Source organism: Roseovarius sp. (assembly GCF_965277045.1).
Classification (GTDB): domain Bacteria; phylum Pseudomonadota; class Alphaproteobacteria; order Rhodobacterales; family Rhodobacteraceae; genus Roseovarius.
The window spans coordinates 3,458,103-3,472,184 of the sequence record NZ_OZ255712.1 but is presented as its reverse complement, the minus strand read 5'-3'; the positions used below and the strand labels follow the sequence as shown (position 1 = coordinate 3,472,184).

The following is a 14,082-nucleotide window of genomic DNA, read 5'->3' as shown; positions in this document are numbered from 1 at the left end:
GCCGCGCACGGGATCACTTCCGCGATCCGGCGCTTATGAGCGTTCAAAGTCCCCGATAAGCATGTCTCAACCTCCATGTGGTGCGGGCAAGATGCCGCCAAAGGGCCGCAAAGTCAAATGACCCTTTCATGTCGCCAGTTTCAGCAGCGCCTGCCGGTCGAGCGCAAACCCCGACGCGATCCACGCATCCTCCAGTTCTTTCAACGCTGTGCCCAATGCCGGACCTTCCAGCGCCGGCATCAGGTCCTGCGCGTTGATAGGAAACACCGCGTTCGCCCCCAGCTCTGCGGCGGCAAACGCGTGACGCGGAACCGGCAGCTCGAACAGCGCGGCGCGCAACAGCACGAGGTCCCGCGCCATCCCGATCCCGTGGTGATACCCCAGCGCCTCGGGCGGCTGCGGGCCCGCGGCCTCGTTGCGCAGATTCTCCAGCCGCCGCGCATCCTTCCGGCTCAGGCGCAGCGCGTCGGCCGGATTGTCGCCGCCCAGCGCTGCCAGCCGCCGCATCGCGTCCGCGTCAAACCCGTGCATCTCTTCCAGATGCACCAGCGGCGCCAGCGCCCGGTCGTCGGCCCCGGGCAGGACATGCGCCAGAACGCCCGACTGCCGCATCGCCGCGACCGACAGCGCAGGGTCGCGCGCGGCCAGCAGCTTGCCCATCTCCGCCCCGATCCGCTCTTTCGACAGCCCGTCGATCCCGTCCGCCAGCGCCGCGCAGGCCGCCAGCCCGTCCGGGTCCAGACCCCCCGCAGGGTCCCCATAGGCCGCGTGAAACCGAAAGAACCGCAGGATGCGCAGGTAATCTTCCCGGATCCGCGTCTCGGCATCGTCGATGAACCGGATGCGCCGCGCCGCGATATCCGGCAACCCGCCAAGCGGGTCGATCACGTCGCCCTTTCGCGTCGCATACAGCGCGTTCACCGTGAAATCCCGCCGTCGCGCGTCGCTTTCCACATCGTCGGCAAAAGCGACCACGGCGCGCCGCCCGTCCGTCTCCACGTCCTTGCGAAAGGTGGTTATCTCGAACGGCACGCCCCGGCAAACGACCGTCACCGTGCCATGCTCGATCCCCGTGGGCACCGGCTTCATCCCCGCCGCCTCTGCCAGCGCGACAACCGCGTCGGGCCGCGCATCCGTGCTGATGTCGATGTCGTTCACCGCCACGCCCATTAGCGCGTTGCGCACGCAGCCGCCGACCAACAGGCCGCGATGCCCGGCTGCCTCCAGCATCCGGCACACGGCCTGCGTCTCCTCCGCGTCGATCCAGTCACCTGTCAGGGTCATGCGCCCAAGCGTACAGCCTCGGCCATCGCGCGCAACATCCGCGCGGTCGCGCCCCAGATGTAATAGGGGCCATAGGGCACCGCAAAGTAATGCCTCCGCGTCCCGCGCCAGCGCCGGGATTCGACCCTGAACCGGCCCAATTCCAACACGTGCTCCAGCGGAACCGAGAACACTTCTTCAACTTCGCCCGCCTCGGGCACCGGCGAAAACAGCCCGGAAATCATACCGATCACCGGCGTCACGTGAAAACTCGTCACCGTCTCGTGCGGCGGCAACGTGCCCAGGACCTCCACCTTGTCCGGGTCCAACCCGATCTCCTCATGCGCCTCGCGCAGGGCGGCCGCCACTATATGGGCGTCGCCGTCCTCCTGCTTGCCACCGGGAAAGGCCACCTGCCCCGGATGATGCTGCAAGGCCGAGGACCGTTTGGTCAGCCACAGCCGCGCGCTCCCTTCGGTCACCTCGATCGGCACCAACACCCCGGCAGGTCGCAGCTTGCGCCCCTCCGGCAGCACCACATCCGGGTTCAGATCGTAATCCGAGGACGGCGCCATGTCGCCCTGCAACGCGCCGCGTAGGGTCGCAATCAGGTCACTCGTCATCGCCCTTCGCCTCGGCCTCGAATCCCAGCGTCGCCGGGTCGAGCGTGTAATGCGCCCCGCAGAACTGGCAGTCGGCGGTGACCGTGCCCTCGTCGGTGGTCATGTGCCCGATATCCTTGGCCGAATAGATCGACAGGCTGTTGCGCAACCGCTCCTCGGAACAGGTACAGCCGAAGCGCACCGGCTGAACGTCAAAGACGCGCGGGGTTTCTTCGTGAAACAGACGCACCAGCAGGTCGGTCGACGACACCGACGGCCCGATCAGCTCCAGGTCCTCGACCGTGTCCAGCAGGGTGTTCACGCGGTTCCAGTTTTCCTCGCCATCCTCGTCCAGTATGTCCGAGGCCGACAGCAATCCGTCTTCGCCACTTCCGCCGCCGCTGGCAAAGGGCGAGGCCTTGGGCATCATCTGGATCATCACGCCGCCCGCGCGCCAGTGCTCGCGCCCGTCGCCCTCGGTCGAACGGCCATAGCTCAGCGCAAACCGCGTCGGCAATTGCTCGGACTGCGCGAAATAGGCTTCGGCGCAATCGCTCAGCCGCGTGCCCGCAATCGGTGTGATCCCCTGGTAGGGCGCGGTATCCTTGCCCTGGTCCAGAATCACCGCGAAATACCCTTCGCCGATCTGGTCGAACGGCGGCGCATCGGTGATCTGCTCCGGGTCGAAACTGGCATAGGCGCGGATCTTCGCGGGTTCGCCATCCTCGGACGGGGCGAAGTAATCCGTCGCGATCATCCGCACCGGCCCGTTCGCCTGCACCTGCAACGACAGCTTCCAGCGCAGCTTGATCGTCTGGCCGATCAGCGCAGTCATCAGCGCCATCTCGGCGATCAGCGCCTCCACCGGCGCGGGGTAATCATGCTGTTTCAGCACGCCGTCCAACACGCCGTCCAGCCGCACCACGCGGCCGCGCACGTCCGATTGGTCCAATTGAAATGGCAGGACGGTATCGTCCCAGGCGATCTTCTGGCCGAGTGTCATCGCGTATCCTTAAGGGGGTTTTCTTGGGCGCCCGTTCTTGGCATATCGCGACTATATATGCGCAACAAGGCATACTCCAAGGGGGGGTCCGCCATGCGACGCTTCGGCAAGCCGCCAAGGCCCGACATCCGATACACCGCGCGCCCCGGCGCCTATGCCATCCTGCCGCACAACGGAAAACTGCTGCTGACCTGGCAGGAAGAGCCCAAACCCGAGATGCAATTGCCCGGCGGCGGCATCGACCCCGGCGAATCGCCCCTGCAGGCCCTGCACCGCGAAGTGTTCGAGGAAACCGGCTGGCGCATCGCCGCACCCCGGCGGCTGGGGTCGTTCCGCCGTTTCGTCTACATGCCGGAATACGATCTCTGGGCCGACAAGATCTGCATCATCTACCATGCCCGCCCGGTGCGGCCTCTCTCGGCACCGTCCGAACCGGGTCATACCGCCTTTTTCGCCGACCCCGAAACCGCCGCGCGCCATGTCGGCAATCCCGGCGACCGTCATTTCGTCAGGTCGCTTTTCCGACTGGCCTGAACTCCAGCAGCACCGCCGACACGTCGTCGTCGAAATCGTCGCACCCGGCATACTCCGCCAGTTTCCAGATCACCGATTCCAGGAACGCCATGCCCTCGGTCTGGCGCAGTTCGCGCAGGATACGCCGCACCCCGTCCTCGCCCAACAGCCTGCCCGCGCGGTCCGCGCATTCATCCACCCCGTCCGAATGCAGCAACAGCCGGTCCCCGGGATAAAGCTGCACGTCGAAAGCCTCATACGTTGCGCCGTCGATCAGCCCCACGGGCAGGCCCCCCGGCCCGTTTATCTCGACCCGCCCGTCGGCGCGCTGGATGGCCGGGCACGGATGCCCCGCCTGCGCCATGGTCACACGCCCGGTTTCAAGATCGACATCCACCAGCAGCATGGTGAAGTACAACTCAGTCTCTATTTCACCCAGAAACATCTGGTTCAGGTCCGCCAGCACCTCGTTCGGCGGCCGCGGCAGAAACCCGTCCGGGCCATGCACCAGCGCCACGTTCTGCTCGGGCGTGGTGGCGGATAGATACCCCGCCAGCCGCGCCGTCATCAGGGCCGAACTCACGCCATGCCCCGACACGTCGATCGCATAAAGACCGATCCGCGTTTCGCTGATCGGAAAGACCCCCACAAGGTCGCCGCCCACATGCGAAGCCGAGCGCAACAGCAACGACACCTGCGCCGGCCCAAACTCGCGGTAGCGTTCGGGAATCAGGGACTGTTGCAGCTTCTTCGCCTCGATCAGGTCACTGTCGAGCGAATCGTAAAGCCCCTGCAATTCCGCCAGCGTTTCGCGCACCAGCCGGTTTGTCTCGCTCAGCTCCCGCTGCATCCGCACGATCCGGTCCCCCGCCGCGATCCGCGCCCGCAGCTCGCCCGGGTTGATCGGCTTGGTCAGGAAATCGTCCGCTCCGGCATCAAGGCCCAGCGCCACCTCCTCCTTCTCGCTCTTCGAGGTCACGAGGATGAAATACCCGTAATCCTCCCGCGGCAGCGCCCGGAACGCGCGGCACAGCTCCAGCCCGTTCATCCCCGGCATCATCCAGTCGCTGATCACCAGGTCCGGCGGCGCCGCCTCGCAGATCGTCAGCGCCTCGGTCCCCGACCCCGCCTCGACCACCTCCAGCCCCAGCCGCGACAGGGCCGCGTGGATGATGCGCCGCTGCAACCGGCTGTCATCGACAACCAGCACACGGCGGATGCTCATCTGATCGGGCGGCGGGTCAATCGCCTTGCGGGGGTGGGCCGACACGGGTCTTGCCTATGCGTTTTGACCCATATGCAACCACGCCCCCCTTAATGCCATGTGAAGCCTAAAATGCTTCCTAATTGGCCTCGGCCCTTCACCGGCCTTTAATCGAGTACCTCTAGCGTCAGGCACAAAGGAGGATGCCATGATCGACTGGAACCGCGTCACCCAGCTGCGCGACGAAATCGGGCCCGAGGATTTCAACGAGGTTGTCGATCTCTTCCTCGAGGAAGTCGAGGAAGAGATCGCCGAACTACGCGCCGATCCCGCGCCCGAAACGCTCGAGGCCAAGCTGCATTTCCTCAAGGGCAGCGCGCTCAACCTCGGGTTCGACGATTTTTCCAAACTCTGCAAGGATGGCGAGGTCACCGCCGCCCGGGGCAAAGCGTCGGACATCGACCTCGCCCATATCGTCGAGACCTATGCCTCGTCCAAGAGCGAGTTTCTGGGCGAGTTACCCCGCCTCACCTCAAATTAGGAGTTCCGCCAGGATTTGGTCATTGGTGATATCGCGGTGCTCGAACCCGCCCGCGGTCATCTCTGCCTCGATCCGCTCGAAATTCGCGGCATCGTTCGTCTCGATCCCGATCAGGACCGAGCCAAAGTTGCGCGCCGATTTCTTCAAATACTCGAACCGCGCAATATCGTCGTCCGGTCCAAGGATCGTCAGGAAATCCTTCAACGCCCCGGGTCGCTGCGGCATCCGCAGCACGAAATATTTCTTCAGCCCCGCGAACCGCTGCGCCCGTTCCTTCACCTCCGGCAGACGCTCGAAATCGAAATTCCCGCCCGAGGTCACGCAGACGATCGTCTCGCCGAGGTTTATATCCAGGTCCTTCAGCGCATCCACCGCCAGCGCACCTGCCGGTTCCAGCACCATGCCCTCGATGTTCAGCATTTCCAGCATCGTGGTGCAGACCCGGTCCTCGGCCACGGCAATCACATTGGCCGGATCGACATCGCGCAGCCGCTCAAACGTCCGCGCACCGATCTGCGCCACCGCCGCGCCATCCGCAAAGGTGTTCACGGATTTCAGCCGCACAGGCTCTCCGGCCTGCAACGCGGCAGCAAGGCAGGCGCCGCCCACCGGCTCCACGAACACCATGCTCGCCTCCGGCCCGAAAAAACTGCGCACGCCCGATGACAGCCCCCCGCCGCCCACCGGCAACACGATCCGGTCCGGCACCACGCCCAATTGCGCCTCGATCTCCACCGCGACCGAGGCTTGGCCCTCGACCACGTCCTCATCATCGAAGGGCGACAGGAAATGCCCGCCGACCTCGGCACAATAGCCCTGCGCCTGTGCCAGCGTATCGTCGAAATAGTCTCCAACCATGCGGATCGTCACCGCATCGCCGCCAAACTTGCGCGTCTGCCCGATCTTCTGTTGCGGCGTCGTCACCGGCATGAAGATCACGCCCTTCACCCCGAAATGCCGGCACATGAACGCCACGCCCTGCGCATGGTTCCCGGCACTGGCACAAACGAACACCGGCGCATCCTCGCCCGCCGCCATCACCTTGCGCATGGCATTGAACGCCCCGCGCAGCTTGTAACTCCGCACCGGGCTCAGATCCTCGCGCTTCAGGTAAACCTCCGCGCCGTACTTGTCGGACAGATGCGCATTGCGCTGCAGCGGCGTCGGCTCGAAGACGGCGCGCATTTCGGCCTCGGCGGCCCGGGCTTGGGTTCGGAAATCGCTCATGCCCCGTCCTTCGCTCATCGCGGCCCGCATGACAAGCCTCCGCCGCCTTGCCCCGCCTGTGAAAACCCGGTAATCGCCCCTGCAACATCATGCAAAGGGGTACCAAGATGTCCGCGCCCAAGAAAGTCGTGCTGGCCTATTCCGGCGGCCTCGATACGTCGATCATCCTCAAGTGGCTGCAAACCGAATACGGCTGCGAGGTCGTGACCTTCACGGCCGATCTCGGCCAGGGCGAAGAGCTCGACCCCGCCCGCAAGAAAGCCGAGCTGCTGGGCATCGACCCCTCGAACATCTATATCGAGGATATCCGCGAGGAATTCGTCCGCGATTTCGTCTTCCCGATGTTCCGCGCCAACGCGCTCTACGAGGGCCAGTACCTGCTCGGCACCTCGATCGCGCGCCCGCTGATTTCCAAGCGGCTTGTCGAGATCGCGGCCGAGACCGGCGCCGATGCCGTCGCCCACGGCGCCACCGGCAAGGGCAATGACCAAGTCCGGTTCGAGCTGGCCGCCTACGCGCTCAACCCCGATATCAAGGTCATCGCCCCCTGGCGCGAATGGGACCTAACCTCGCGCACCCGCCTTCTGGAATTCGCCGAGAAGAACCAGATTCCCATCGCCAAGGACAAGCGCGGCGAGGCCCCGTTCAGCGTGGACGCCAACCTCCTGCACACCTCGTCCGAGGGCAAGGTTCTGGAAGACCCCGCCGAGCCGGCACCCGATTACGTCTACCAGCGCACGACAAATCCCGAGGATGCGCCAAACGTCCCGGAACTCGTCGAGATCGGGTTCGAAAAGGGCGACGCCGTCTCGATCAACGGCGAGGCGATGTCGCCCGCCACGATCCTGACCAAGCTGAACGAGCTGGGCGGCAAGCACGGCATCGGTCGTCTCGATTTCGTGGAAAACCGTTTTGTCGGCATGAAATCCCGCGGCATCTATGAAACCCCGGGCGGCACCGTCCTGCTCGAGGCGCATCGCGGCATGGAACAGATCACGCTGGACAGCGGCGCGGGCCACCTCAAGGACAGCCTGATGCCGCGCTATGCCGAACTCATCTACAACGGCTTCTGGTTCAGCCCGGAACGCGAGATGCTGCAAGCCGCCATCGACAAGAGCCAGGAACACGTCACCGGCACCGTCCGGCTGAAGCTCTACAAGGGGTCGGTCAACTGCGTCGGCCGCTGGTCCGATCACTCGCTCTATTCCGAGGCCCACGTAACCTTCGAGGAAGACGCCGGCGCTTACGACCAGAAAGACGCCGCCGGTTTCATCCAACTGAATGCGCTGCGCCTGAAACTTCTGGCCGCGCGCAATCGGCGCCTGAAAGGCTAGGCGCGGCAACCCAGACGGGCCGACGCGCGTTCGGCCCGTTCACCACGGCGTTCTGCGAAATCGGCACCGTCGCGATACCACTCAAATACCGACGCGTTACCGACGTGCCAAATCAGGCTCTGATTCGCCCGTTAACCCTGTAACGGTGCTTTAACCGAATGCGCTCGCAACGCTTCGTAATAGGGCATTGCAGCGGCTGACAATTCAGCCTTCCACCCGGTCAACTCCGGCACATCCCCTTCGGCCGGCGCGAACCCGGACGAGCCATGCACCGCCCCGTACCAGTGACTGGCCCAGACCCCGTCATCCGCGTGTCCACCCTCGGGCCAGTGCAGCATATCCGGCGTCCAGTCCAATCCGATCCGCTCGCACAAGCTGCGCAAGTGCCCCTCGGGATCGCGCCGGATATCGGCGCTGTCAATCACCACCGGATCTCCGTCCAGCGCCTTGACCTGGTCGAACAGCTCCGCCTGTTGACGAAACCCGATATCGTCCAGCGTGGGCTTTTCGTACTTGGCCGAAAAACTCGCCACCACCCGCGCCGGATGCCGGATCAGGAACACGTTCACCACGTCGCGGATCCAGTCGCGTGGCACGCCGTCTATCATGTGCTGGGCCATGTGCTTGTGGTAAAAATGCTGCTTTCTCCGTGGGATAGACCCCATCAGCCCGGCCACAACCTCCGCCGGCTCACTCGGCTGCGAGGCAATGATCTCGTCCCGCATCGGATGTTCCAGCCCCGTCATCGTCAGGTAGGCCGCATAGAACGGCTCGTCGATCACCGCGCAATCGCCGCGCGCCGCAAAGCTGTACATCATCGCCGTCGACAGGTTGCGCGGCCCCGACCACATCGCGATCCGCATCAGGCGCATTCCTTCGCGATCAGGTCCTTGTAAAGCCCCTGTATCCGCTTCGTCACCGGCCCGGCCTCGCCGACGCCAATGGGCCGCCCGTCGATCTCGTTCACCGGCGTCTGCGCGCCGAATGTGCCGGTCAGAAACGCCTCGTCCGCGCCATAGGTGTCCACCAGGGAGTAATTCCGCTCAAAAACAGGAATGTCGTTTTCACGGCACAGGTCGATCACTTTCTGCCGCGTAATTCCGTTCATGCAATAGTCCCCGGTCGAGGTCCAAACTTCGCCTTTACGAACGATAAAGAAATTGCAGGCATTAGTGGTGTTCACGAAACCATGCACATCCAGCATCAGGGCCTCGTCCGCACCGGCTTTTTCCGCGGCGATGCAGGCCAGGATGCAGTTGAGCTTGGAATGGGAATTCAGTTTCGGGTCCTGCGTCATCGGCAGGCCCCGGATATGCGGCACCGTGGCCAACCGTATGGGCCGCGCGATCTTGGGGCGCGAATGCTCCATGATGATCGTGATCGTCGGCCCCTGCCGCGACAGGCTTGGGTGCTGAAATGGCCGGGTCTTGATGCCCCGCGTCACCATCAGGCGTGCATGGGCATCGCTTGTCATGTCGTTGGCTTTCTGCGTGTCCAGAATGGCTTGCAACACCTCCTCGCGCGACAGGCCGATATCCAGGTCGATTGCCTTCGCCGCTTCGAACAACCGATCCAGATGCTCATCGACAAAGGCCCACGTCCCGTCATACTGCCGCAGACCTTCCCACACCCCGTCGCCCAGCATGAAGCCGCTGTCATAGACACTGACCAGCGCTTCTGCCTTCGGTACGATCCGCCCGTTCAGCCAGATCAGGATCTCCTCGTTCCGCGCATCCTCTTCCGCCTGGTGTGTCGTCTGATGCTCTGCCATACCCGTCGCCCTTTCGCTTTGTTACAAACCGCCCAGCGATTTGTTTCAGCACACGCTAGGAACAGGCCAAATCGGTGCCAAGGGGTAAATTCGCATCACCGGCCCGTGACCTCACGGCGTGGTGAGTTGGAACAGCAGCCGAAGCGCGGCAGTTTGACCTTGGGCAAAGGGAGGCTGTGCTATGAATTACCTGCGAAACATCAAGGCGACCGCGCTCGCCATATCCATCGCCGTCGGCTTTGGTGTCCAGACCGACGCCGCAAAAGCCGCCGAAACCGAAACGCTCACGGTGGCCGGCGGCTGTTTCTGGTGCGTCGAGGCGGATTTCGAATCCGTCGAAGGCGTTAGCGAGGTCGTCTCCGGCTATACCGGCGGCACCGTGGAAAACCCGACCTACAAACAGGTCGTGCGCGGCGGCACGGGCCACTACGAGGCGGTACAGATCGAGTACGATCCCGCGCAGGTCAGCAGGGACGAGCTTTTGTCACTCTTCTTCAGCTCGGTCGATCCCACCGATGCCGGAGGCCAGTTCTGCGACCGGGGCGACAGTTACCGCACCGCGATTTTTACCGACGGAAACGCCGAGAAAGAGGCCGCGGAGACCGCCAAGGCAAAGGCGGCCGCGTCTCTTGGCCAGGATATCGTGACGCCGATCCTGCCCGCGTCGGACTTCTACCAGGCGGAAGACTATCACCAGGATTACTACAAAGGCGACCGCCTGATCATCACCCGCTTCGGTCCGAAAACCCAGGCCAAGGCCTACAAGGCGTATCGCAAGGCGTGTGGCCGCGACGCCCGCATCCGTCAGCTGTGGGGCGACGACGCACCATTCGTCGGGTCCTGACGCATAAAGGCCTGAACCTCCGTCAGGTCCGGGATAGCATCCGCGGTCCCGCGCCGCGTCACCTGCAACGCCGAGGCAGATACCGCACGCTGGACCGCAACTGCGGCATCCAGCCCGGCATCGAGGCCAGCGGCCAGATACCCTGCGAACGTATCACCGGCGCCTGTCGTATCCACCGGGTCAACGGCGGGCGCGGCAAAAACCCGTTCCGTCCAACCGGCGCTTTCCTCCAGCAACAGCGCCCCTTGCGCCCCGCGCGTCACGACTATGGTTGCAACCCCAAGAGTTGCCACGTCCCGCCCGGTGGCCTGCATCATCTGGCTGAACTCAATTTCATTCAGCACCAGGATTTTAGTGTTTGAAAGCACGTCCTTTACTGCGCTTTCGTCGTAGGGCGCAGGCACATACATGACGTGCAGCCCCTTTTCCCGCGCTTGCACCGCCGCAAATTTCTTACCGTTGGTTTCGTTCTGAAACATCAGAATATCACCCTGACGCGCATCCTGCAGTGCCGCGTCAATCGACCCGGGTGACTGTTTGCGGTTCGCGCCGGGGAAGATCACGATCGCATTCTCCCCTTGGCGGTCCACATTGATCACGGCATGGCCCGTCGGCGTGTCAACCTCGGCTATGTGCGCAACGTCGATGCCGTAGTCTGCCAGCCGTGCTTTTACCCATGCCCCTTCGGGCCCGACGGCTCCGATATGGCGCACTTGTCCTCCGGCCCTGGCGATGGCCACCGACATATTCGCGCCCTTTCCCCCCAGTCCTGTCGCAAAGGATTTTGCCGCCAGCGTCTCGCCCGGCTGCGGCAGATGCGGGACCTCGTAGAAATAGTCGATGTTGATCGAGCCCAGATTGAAGATCATGCCATCCCTCCCTCACCATGCACTCATTCCGCGCTTTGCCCCGGTTTTCAAGGATTCCCGGCGGTTTTGCCTTTTACCCCCAGCCCGTGATTTGTAAGCTGCCCGCCAAAGCCGATGGGGGGCAGGGTGGCATCCACAACAACAGCCGTGACACCGATGATAGCGCAGTATCTGGAACTGAAGGCGCAGTACCAGAACGCACTGCTGTTCTATCGTATGGGTGACTTTTACGAACTGTTTTTCGACGATGCCGTTGCCGCCGCCGAGGCGCTGGATATCGCGCTGACCAAGCGCGGCAAGCACCTTGGCGAGGATATCGCGATGTGCGGCGTGCCTGTGCATTCGGCCGAAGGCTACCTTCTGACGCTGATCCGCAAGGGCTTTCGCGTCGCCGTCTGCGAACAGATGGAAGACCCCGCCGAAGCCAAGAAACGTGGGTCGAAATCCGTCGTCAAACGCGATGTCGTCCGCCTGGTCACCCCAGGCACTCTGACCGAGGAAAGCCTGCTCGAGGCACGGCGCCACAATTATCTGACCGCCCTCGCCAAGGTGCGCGACGCCACCGCGCTGGCCTGGGTGGATATTTCCACCGGGGCGTTTCATGTCATGCCCCTGACCGAGGTGAGGCTTTCACCCGAATTGGCGCGGCTTGCCCCCAGCGAGCTGATCGTGGCTGAAGGGCACGAGGCTGAAATTCGCGACATCGCCGACGAGCACGGCGTCTCCCTCACGCCGCTTGGCCGGTCGGCTTTTGACAGTGCGGGCGCCGAAAAGCGGCTTTGCGCTCTGTTCGATGTCAGCACGCTTGACGCGTTCGGCCAATTTGATCGCGCCGAGGTCGCGGCCATGGGTGCGATCGTCGAGTACCTGGAGATTACCCAGAAAGGGAAACTTCCACTGCTGCAAAAGCCCGTTCGCGAAAACGAAGCGCGGGTGATGCAGATTGACGCGGCCACACGGCGCAACCTCGAACTGACACAGTCCTTGACCGGCGGCAGATCCGGCTCACTGCTGGCGTGCATCGACCGGACGGTAACCGCCGGCGGTGGCCGCTTGCTGGAGCGGCGCATTTCCAGCCCAAGCCGGGTGCTGCACGTCGTGCAGGATCGGCTCGATTGCGTGGATTTCATGGTCGGGCACACCCGCTTTGCACATGATCTGCGAGAGGTGCTGCGCAAGGTTCCCGACCTGGATCGGGCGCTGTCCCGTCTTGGTCTTGACCGGGGCGGACCCCGGGATCTGGCCGCCATTCGCAACGGCCTCACGCAAAGCGCCGAGGTCGCGCGGATGCTGGACGCCCAAGACCTGCCCGAACCCCTGCAGGAGGTGTCTGCCGCTCTTACCGGCCATGATGAGCTGTTGGACCTGTTGGACGAAGCCCTGATTGCAGAGCCGCCCCTGCTGGCTCGCGACGGCGGCTTCATCGCCGATGGGTACGACGCAGAGCTGGACGAGGCCAGAAAACTGCGTGACGAAGGGCGCAGCGTCATCGCGGGGATGCAGGCGGAATACGCCCAAGTCACCGGCATCCAAAGCCTGAAGGTCAAGCACAACAATGTCCTCGGGTATTTCGTCGAAGTGACGGCGACCCACGCCGAAAAGATGCTGTCGGAACCGTTGAATGAAACCTTCAAGCATCGCCAGACCACGGCGAACCAGGTGCGTTTTACCACCGTCCCGCTCAGCGAAATGGAAACACGCATCCTTAACGCGGGAGGGCGCGCGCTTGAGATTGAAAAGCGGCTCTATGACGCCCTGAAACGCGCAATTCTGGACAAATCAGCCGAGGTTTCGCTGGTCGCGCGGTCCTTGGCAGAGTTCGACCTCTCCGCAGCTTTGGCGGATCTCGCACGCGCGGAGAACTGGTGCCGCCCGCAGATCGACGACAGCCGTGCGCTGCATATCGAGGCGGGACGTCATCCGGTGGTCGAGGCCGCGTTGCGAACGCAGAATGGGGCGCCTTTCATCGCGAACGATTGCGCTTTGAGCGATGCCAGCGACATCTGGCTTCTGACGGGGCCGAACATGGCCGGTAAATCGACCTTCCTGCGCCAGAACGCGCTGGTCGCGGTGCTCGCGCAGATGGGGAGTTACGTGCCCGCCGCCCGGGCGCATATCGGCCTTGTCAGCCAGCTTTTCAGTCGTGTCGGTGCCTCCGACGACCTGGCCCGAGGCCGGTCCACCTTCATGGTCGAGATGGTCGAAACCGCCGCCATCCTGAACCAGGCCGACGACAAGGCGCTGGTGATCCTTGACGAGATCGGGCGCGGCACCGCCACCTATGATGGCCTCAGCATCGCCTGGGCCACCTTGGAACATCTGCACGAAACCAATCGGTGCCGCGCCCTGTTCGCGACGCATTACCATGAGCTTACGCGTCTGAGCGACAAGTTAGAGCGCGTCGACAATGCCACTGTCGCGGTCAAGGAACACGAGGGCGACGTGATCTTCATGCACGAGGTCCGGCGCGGTGCCGCGGATCGCAGCTATGGGGTGCAGGTGGCTAAACTGGCCGGATTGCCCTCCACCGTGGTCGAACGCGCCCGGGTCGTGCTGGACGCCCTGGAGAAAGGTGAGCGGGAAGGCGGCGGCAAGCGGGCCGCCTTTATAGACGACTTGCCGCTGTTCGCCGCGACTCCGCCCCCGCCGCCGAGCCCGAAGGCCGCGGAACCCGCCGCCGTGCTACGACTGAAAGAGGTCCTGCCCGACGACCTCACCCCGAAAGAGGCTCTAAATTTGATCTATGAACTGAAAGCGCTCTCGCGCGAAGAGTGACAACCAGCTACCACCGTCGCGCCTGCGGCAATACTCAGCCTCGAGTCGCCAAGAGATTTTCCAGATACCGTCGGGATGGTTCTGCTCCAAGACCGTCGCCAATGCTCAGACATTGACGATCGGCCCTCCCGAACAT

At 63.7% G+C, this 14,082-nt stretch carries 13 protein-coding genes; 5 read left to right on the top strand and 8 right to left on the bottom strand.

All coding sequences use genetic code 11. The features are described 5' to 3' along the window. Window positions 1-126: 126 nt before the first annotated feature. Genes ACQY4V_RS17310 through ACQY4V_RS17300 form a run of 3 tightly spaced genes read right to left on the bottom strand, consistent with a single transcriptional unit; the run spans window position 127 to window position 2,868 of the window. Entirely contained in the window at window positions 127-1,284 is a 1,158-nt protein-coding gene (locus tag ACQY4V_RS17310) for a CCA tRNA nucleotidyltransferase (RefSeq protein ID WP_428513807.1), read from the bottom strand. Next, window positions 1,281-1,886 (bottom strand): CoA pyrophosphatase, encoded by a 606-nt coding sequence (locus ACQY4V_RS17305; protein ID WP_428513805.1) that lies wholly within the window; start codon window positions 1,884-1,886, stop codon window positions 1,281-1,283. The genes ACQY4V_RS17310 and ACQY4V_RS17305 overlap by 4 nt, the downstream gene beginning before the upstream one ends. Continuing rightward, a complete protein-coding gene (locus ACQY4V_RS17300; RefSeq protein ID WP_428513803.1) occupies window positions 1,876-2,868 on the bottom strand; it encodes an Hsp33 family molecular chaperone HslO in 993 nt (330 codons plus the stop codon). Before ACQY4V_RS17300 ends, ACQY4V_RS17305 begins: the two co-directional genes overlap by 11 nt. A gap of 93 nt (window positions 2,869-2,961) precedes the next feature. Between ACQY4V_RS17300 and ACQY4V_RS17295 the strand changes: the two genes are divergently transcribed. Further along, window positions 2,962-3,402: an NUDIX hydrolase gene (locus tag ACQY4V_RS17295; RefSeq protein WP_428513801.1), complete on the top strand. Its 441-nt coding sequence runs from the start codon at window positions 2,962-2,964 to the stop codon at window positions 3,400-3,402. On the opposite strand, the gene ACQY4V_RS17290 is transcribed toward ACQY4V_RS17295, so the two are convergent. Further along, window positions 3,377-4,606 (bottom strand): PP2C family protein-serine/threonine phosphatase, encoded by a 1,230-nt coding sequence (locus tag ACQY4V_RS17290; protein ID WP_428517291.1) that lies wholly within the window; start codon window positions 4,604-4,606, stop codon window positions 3,377-3,379. The two genes, ACQY4V_RS17295 and ACQY4V_RS17290, sit on opposite strands and share 26 nt — an antisense overlap. Window positions 4,607-4,793: 187 nt before the next feature. Here ACQY4V_RS17290 and ACQY4V_RS17285 point away from each other — a divergent pair, with 187 nt between their 5' ends. Further along, window positions 4,794-5,126, top strand: a complete 333-nt coding sequence (locus tag ACQY4V_RS17285) for an Hpt domain-containing protein (protein ID WP_428513799.1) — start codon at window positions 4,794-4,796, stop codon at window positions 5,124-5,126. Here the strand turns inward: ACQY4V_RS17285 and ilvA are convergent. Continuing rightward, window positions 5,118-6,353 (bottom strand): threonine ammonia-lyase IlvA, encoded by a 1,236-nt coding sequence (ilvA, locus tag ACQY4V_RS17280; protein WP_428513797.1) that lies wholly within the window; start codon window positions 6,351-6,353, stop codon window positions 5,118-5,120. The two genes, ACQY4V_RS17285 and ilvA, sit on opposite strands and share 9 nt — an antisense overlap. 107 nt (window positions 6,354-6,460) lie before the next feature. Here ilvA and ACQY4V_RS17275 point away from each other — a divergent pair, with 107 nt between their 5' ends. Further along, complete coding sequence (locus tag ACQY4V_RS17275; RefSeq protein ID WP_428513795.1) at window positions 6,461-7,687, top strand: argininosuccinate synthase; 1,227 nt, start codon at window positions 6,461-6,463, stop codon at window positions 7,685-7,687. 131 nt (window positions 7,688-7,818) lie between these two features. Here ACQY4V_RS17275 and ACQY4V_RS17270 read toward each other — a convergent pair whose 3' ends face one another. Continuing rightward, window positions 7,819-8,550, bottom strand: a complete 732-nt coding sequence (locus ACQY4V_RS17270; RefSeq protein WP_428513793.1) for an HAD family hydrolase — start codon at window positions 8,548-8,550, stop codon at window positions 7,819-7,821. Next, complete coding sequence (locus ACQY4V_RS17265; protein WP_428513791.1) at window positions 8,550-9,458, bottom strand: D-amino acid aminotransferase; 909 nt, start codon at window positions 9,456-9,458, stop codon at window positions 8,550-8,552. The genes ACQY4V_RS17270 and ACQY4V_RS17265 overlap by 1 nt, the downstream gene beginning before the upstream one ends. 181 nt (window positions 9,459-9,639) lie before the next feature. Here ACQY4V_RS17265 and msrA point away from each other — a divergent pair, with 181 nt between their 5' ends. After that, window positions 9,640-10,302, top strand: a complete 663-nt coding sequence (msrA, locus tag ACQY4V_RS17260; protein WP_428513789.1) for a peptide-methionine (S)-S-oxide reductase MsrA — start codon at window positions 9,640-9,642, stop codon at window positions 10,300-10,302. On the opposite strand, the gene ACQY4V_RS17255 is transcribed toward msrA, so the two are convergent. Next, complete coding sequence (locus ACQY4V_RS17255) at window positions 10,263-11,171, bottom strand: ribokinase (RefSeq protein ID WP_428513787.1); 909 nt, start codon at window positions 11,169-11,171, stop codon at window positions 10,263-10,265. The two genes, msrA and ACQY4V_RS17255, sit on opposite strands and share 40 nt — an antisense overlap. A 156-nt stretch (window positions 11,172-11,327) precedes the next feature. Between ACQY4V_RS17255 and mutS the strand changes: the two genes are divergently transcribed. Further along, window positions 11,328-13,946: a DNA mismatch repair protein MutS gene (mutS, locus tag ACQY4V_RS17250; RefSeq protein WP_428517289.1), complete on the top strand. Its 2,619-nt coding sequence runs from the start codon at window positions 11,328-11,330 to the stop codon at window positions 13,944-13,946. Window positions 13,947-14,082 lie beyond the last annotated feature (136 nt).

Bases quoted from the DNA above. Each gene is read 5' to 3' on its own strand.
- ACQY4V_RS17310 (WP_428513807.1), bottom strand. From the start codon at position 1,284: ATGACCCTGACAGGTGACTGGATCGACGCGGAGGAGACGCAGGCCGTG.
- ACQY4V_RS17305 (WP_428513805.1), bottom strand. From the start codon at position 1,886: ATGACGAGTGACCTGATTGCGACCCTACGCGGCGCGTTGCAGGGCGAC.
- ACQY4V_RS17300 (WP_428513803.1), bottom strand. From the start codon at position 2,868: ATGACACTCGGCCAGAAGATCGCCTGGGACGATACCGTCCTGCCATTT.
- ACQY4V_RS17295 (WP_428513801.1), top strand. From the start codon at position 2,962: ATGCGACGCTTCGGCAAGCCGCCAAGGCCCGACATCCGATACACCGCG.
- ACQY4V_RS17290 (WP_428517291.1), bottom strand. From the start codon at position 4,606: ATGAGCATCCGCCGTGTGCTGGTTGTCGATGACAGCCGGTTGCAGCGG.
- ACQY4V_RS17285 (WP_428513799.1), top strand. From the start codon at position 4,794: ATGATCGACTGGAACCGCGTCACCCAGCTGCGCGACGAAATCGGGCCC.
- ilvA (WP_428513797.1), bottom strand. From the start codon at position 6,353: ATGAGCGATTTCCGAACCCAAGCCCGGGCCGCCGAGGCCGAAATGCGC.
- ACQY4V_RS17275 (WP_428513795.1), top strand. From the start codon at position 6,461: ATGTCCGCGCCCAAGAAAGTCGTGCTGGCCTATTCCGGCGGCCTCGAT.
- ACQY4V_RS17270 (WP_428513793.1), bottom strand. From the start codon at position 8,550: ATGCGGATCGCGATGTGGTCGGGGCCGCGCAACCTGTCGACGGCGATG.
- ACQY4V_RS17265 (WP_428513791.1), bottom strand. From the start codon at position 9,458: ATGGCAGAGCATCAGACGACACACCAGGCGGAAGAGGATGCGCGGAAC.
- msrA (WP_428513789.1), top strand. From the start codon at position 9,640: ATGAATTACCTGCGAAACATCAAGGCGACCGCGCTCGCCATATCCATC.
- ACQY4V_RS17255 (WP_428513787.1), bottom strand. From the start codon at position 11,171: ATGATCTTCAATCTGGGCTCGATCAACATCGACTATTTCTACGAGGTC.
- mutS (WP_428517289.1), top strand. From the start codon at position 11,328: ATGATAGCGCAGTATCTGGAACTGAAGGCGCAGTACCAGAACGCACTG.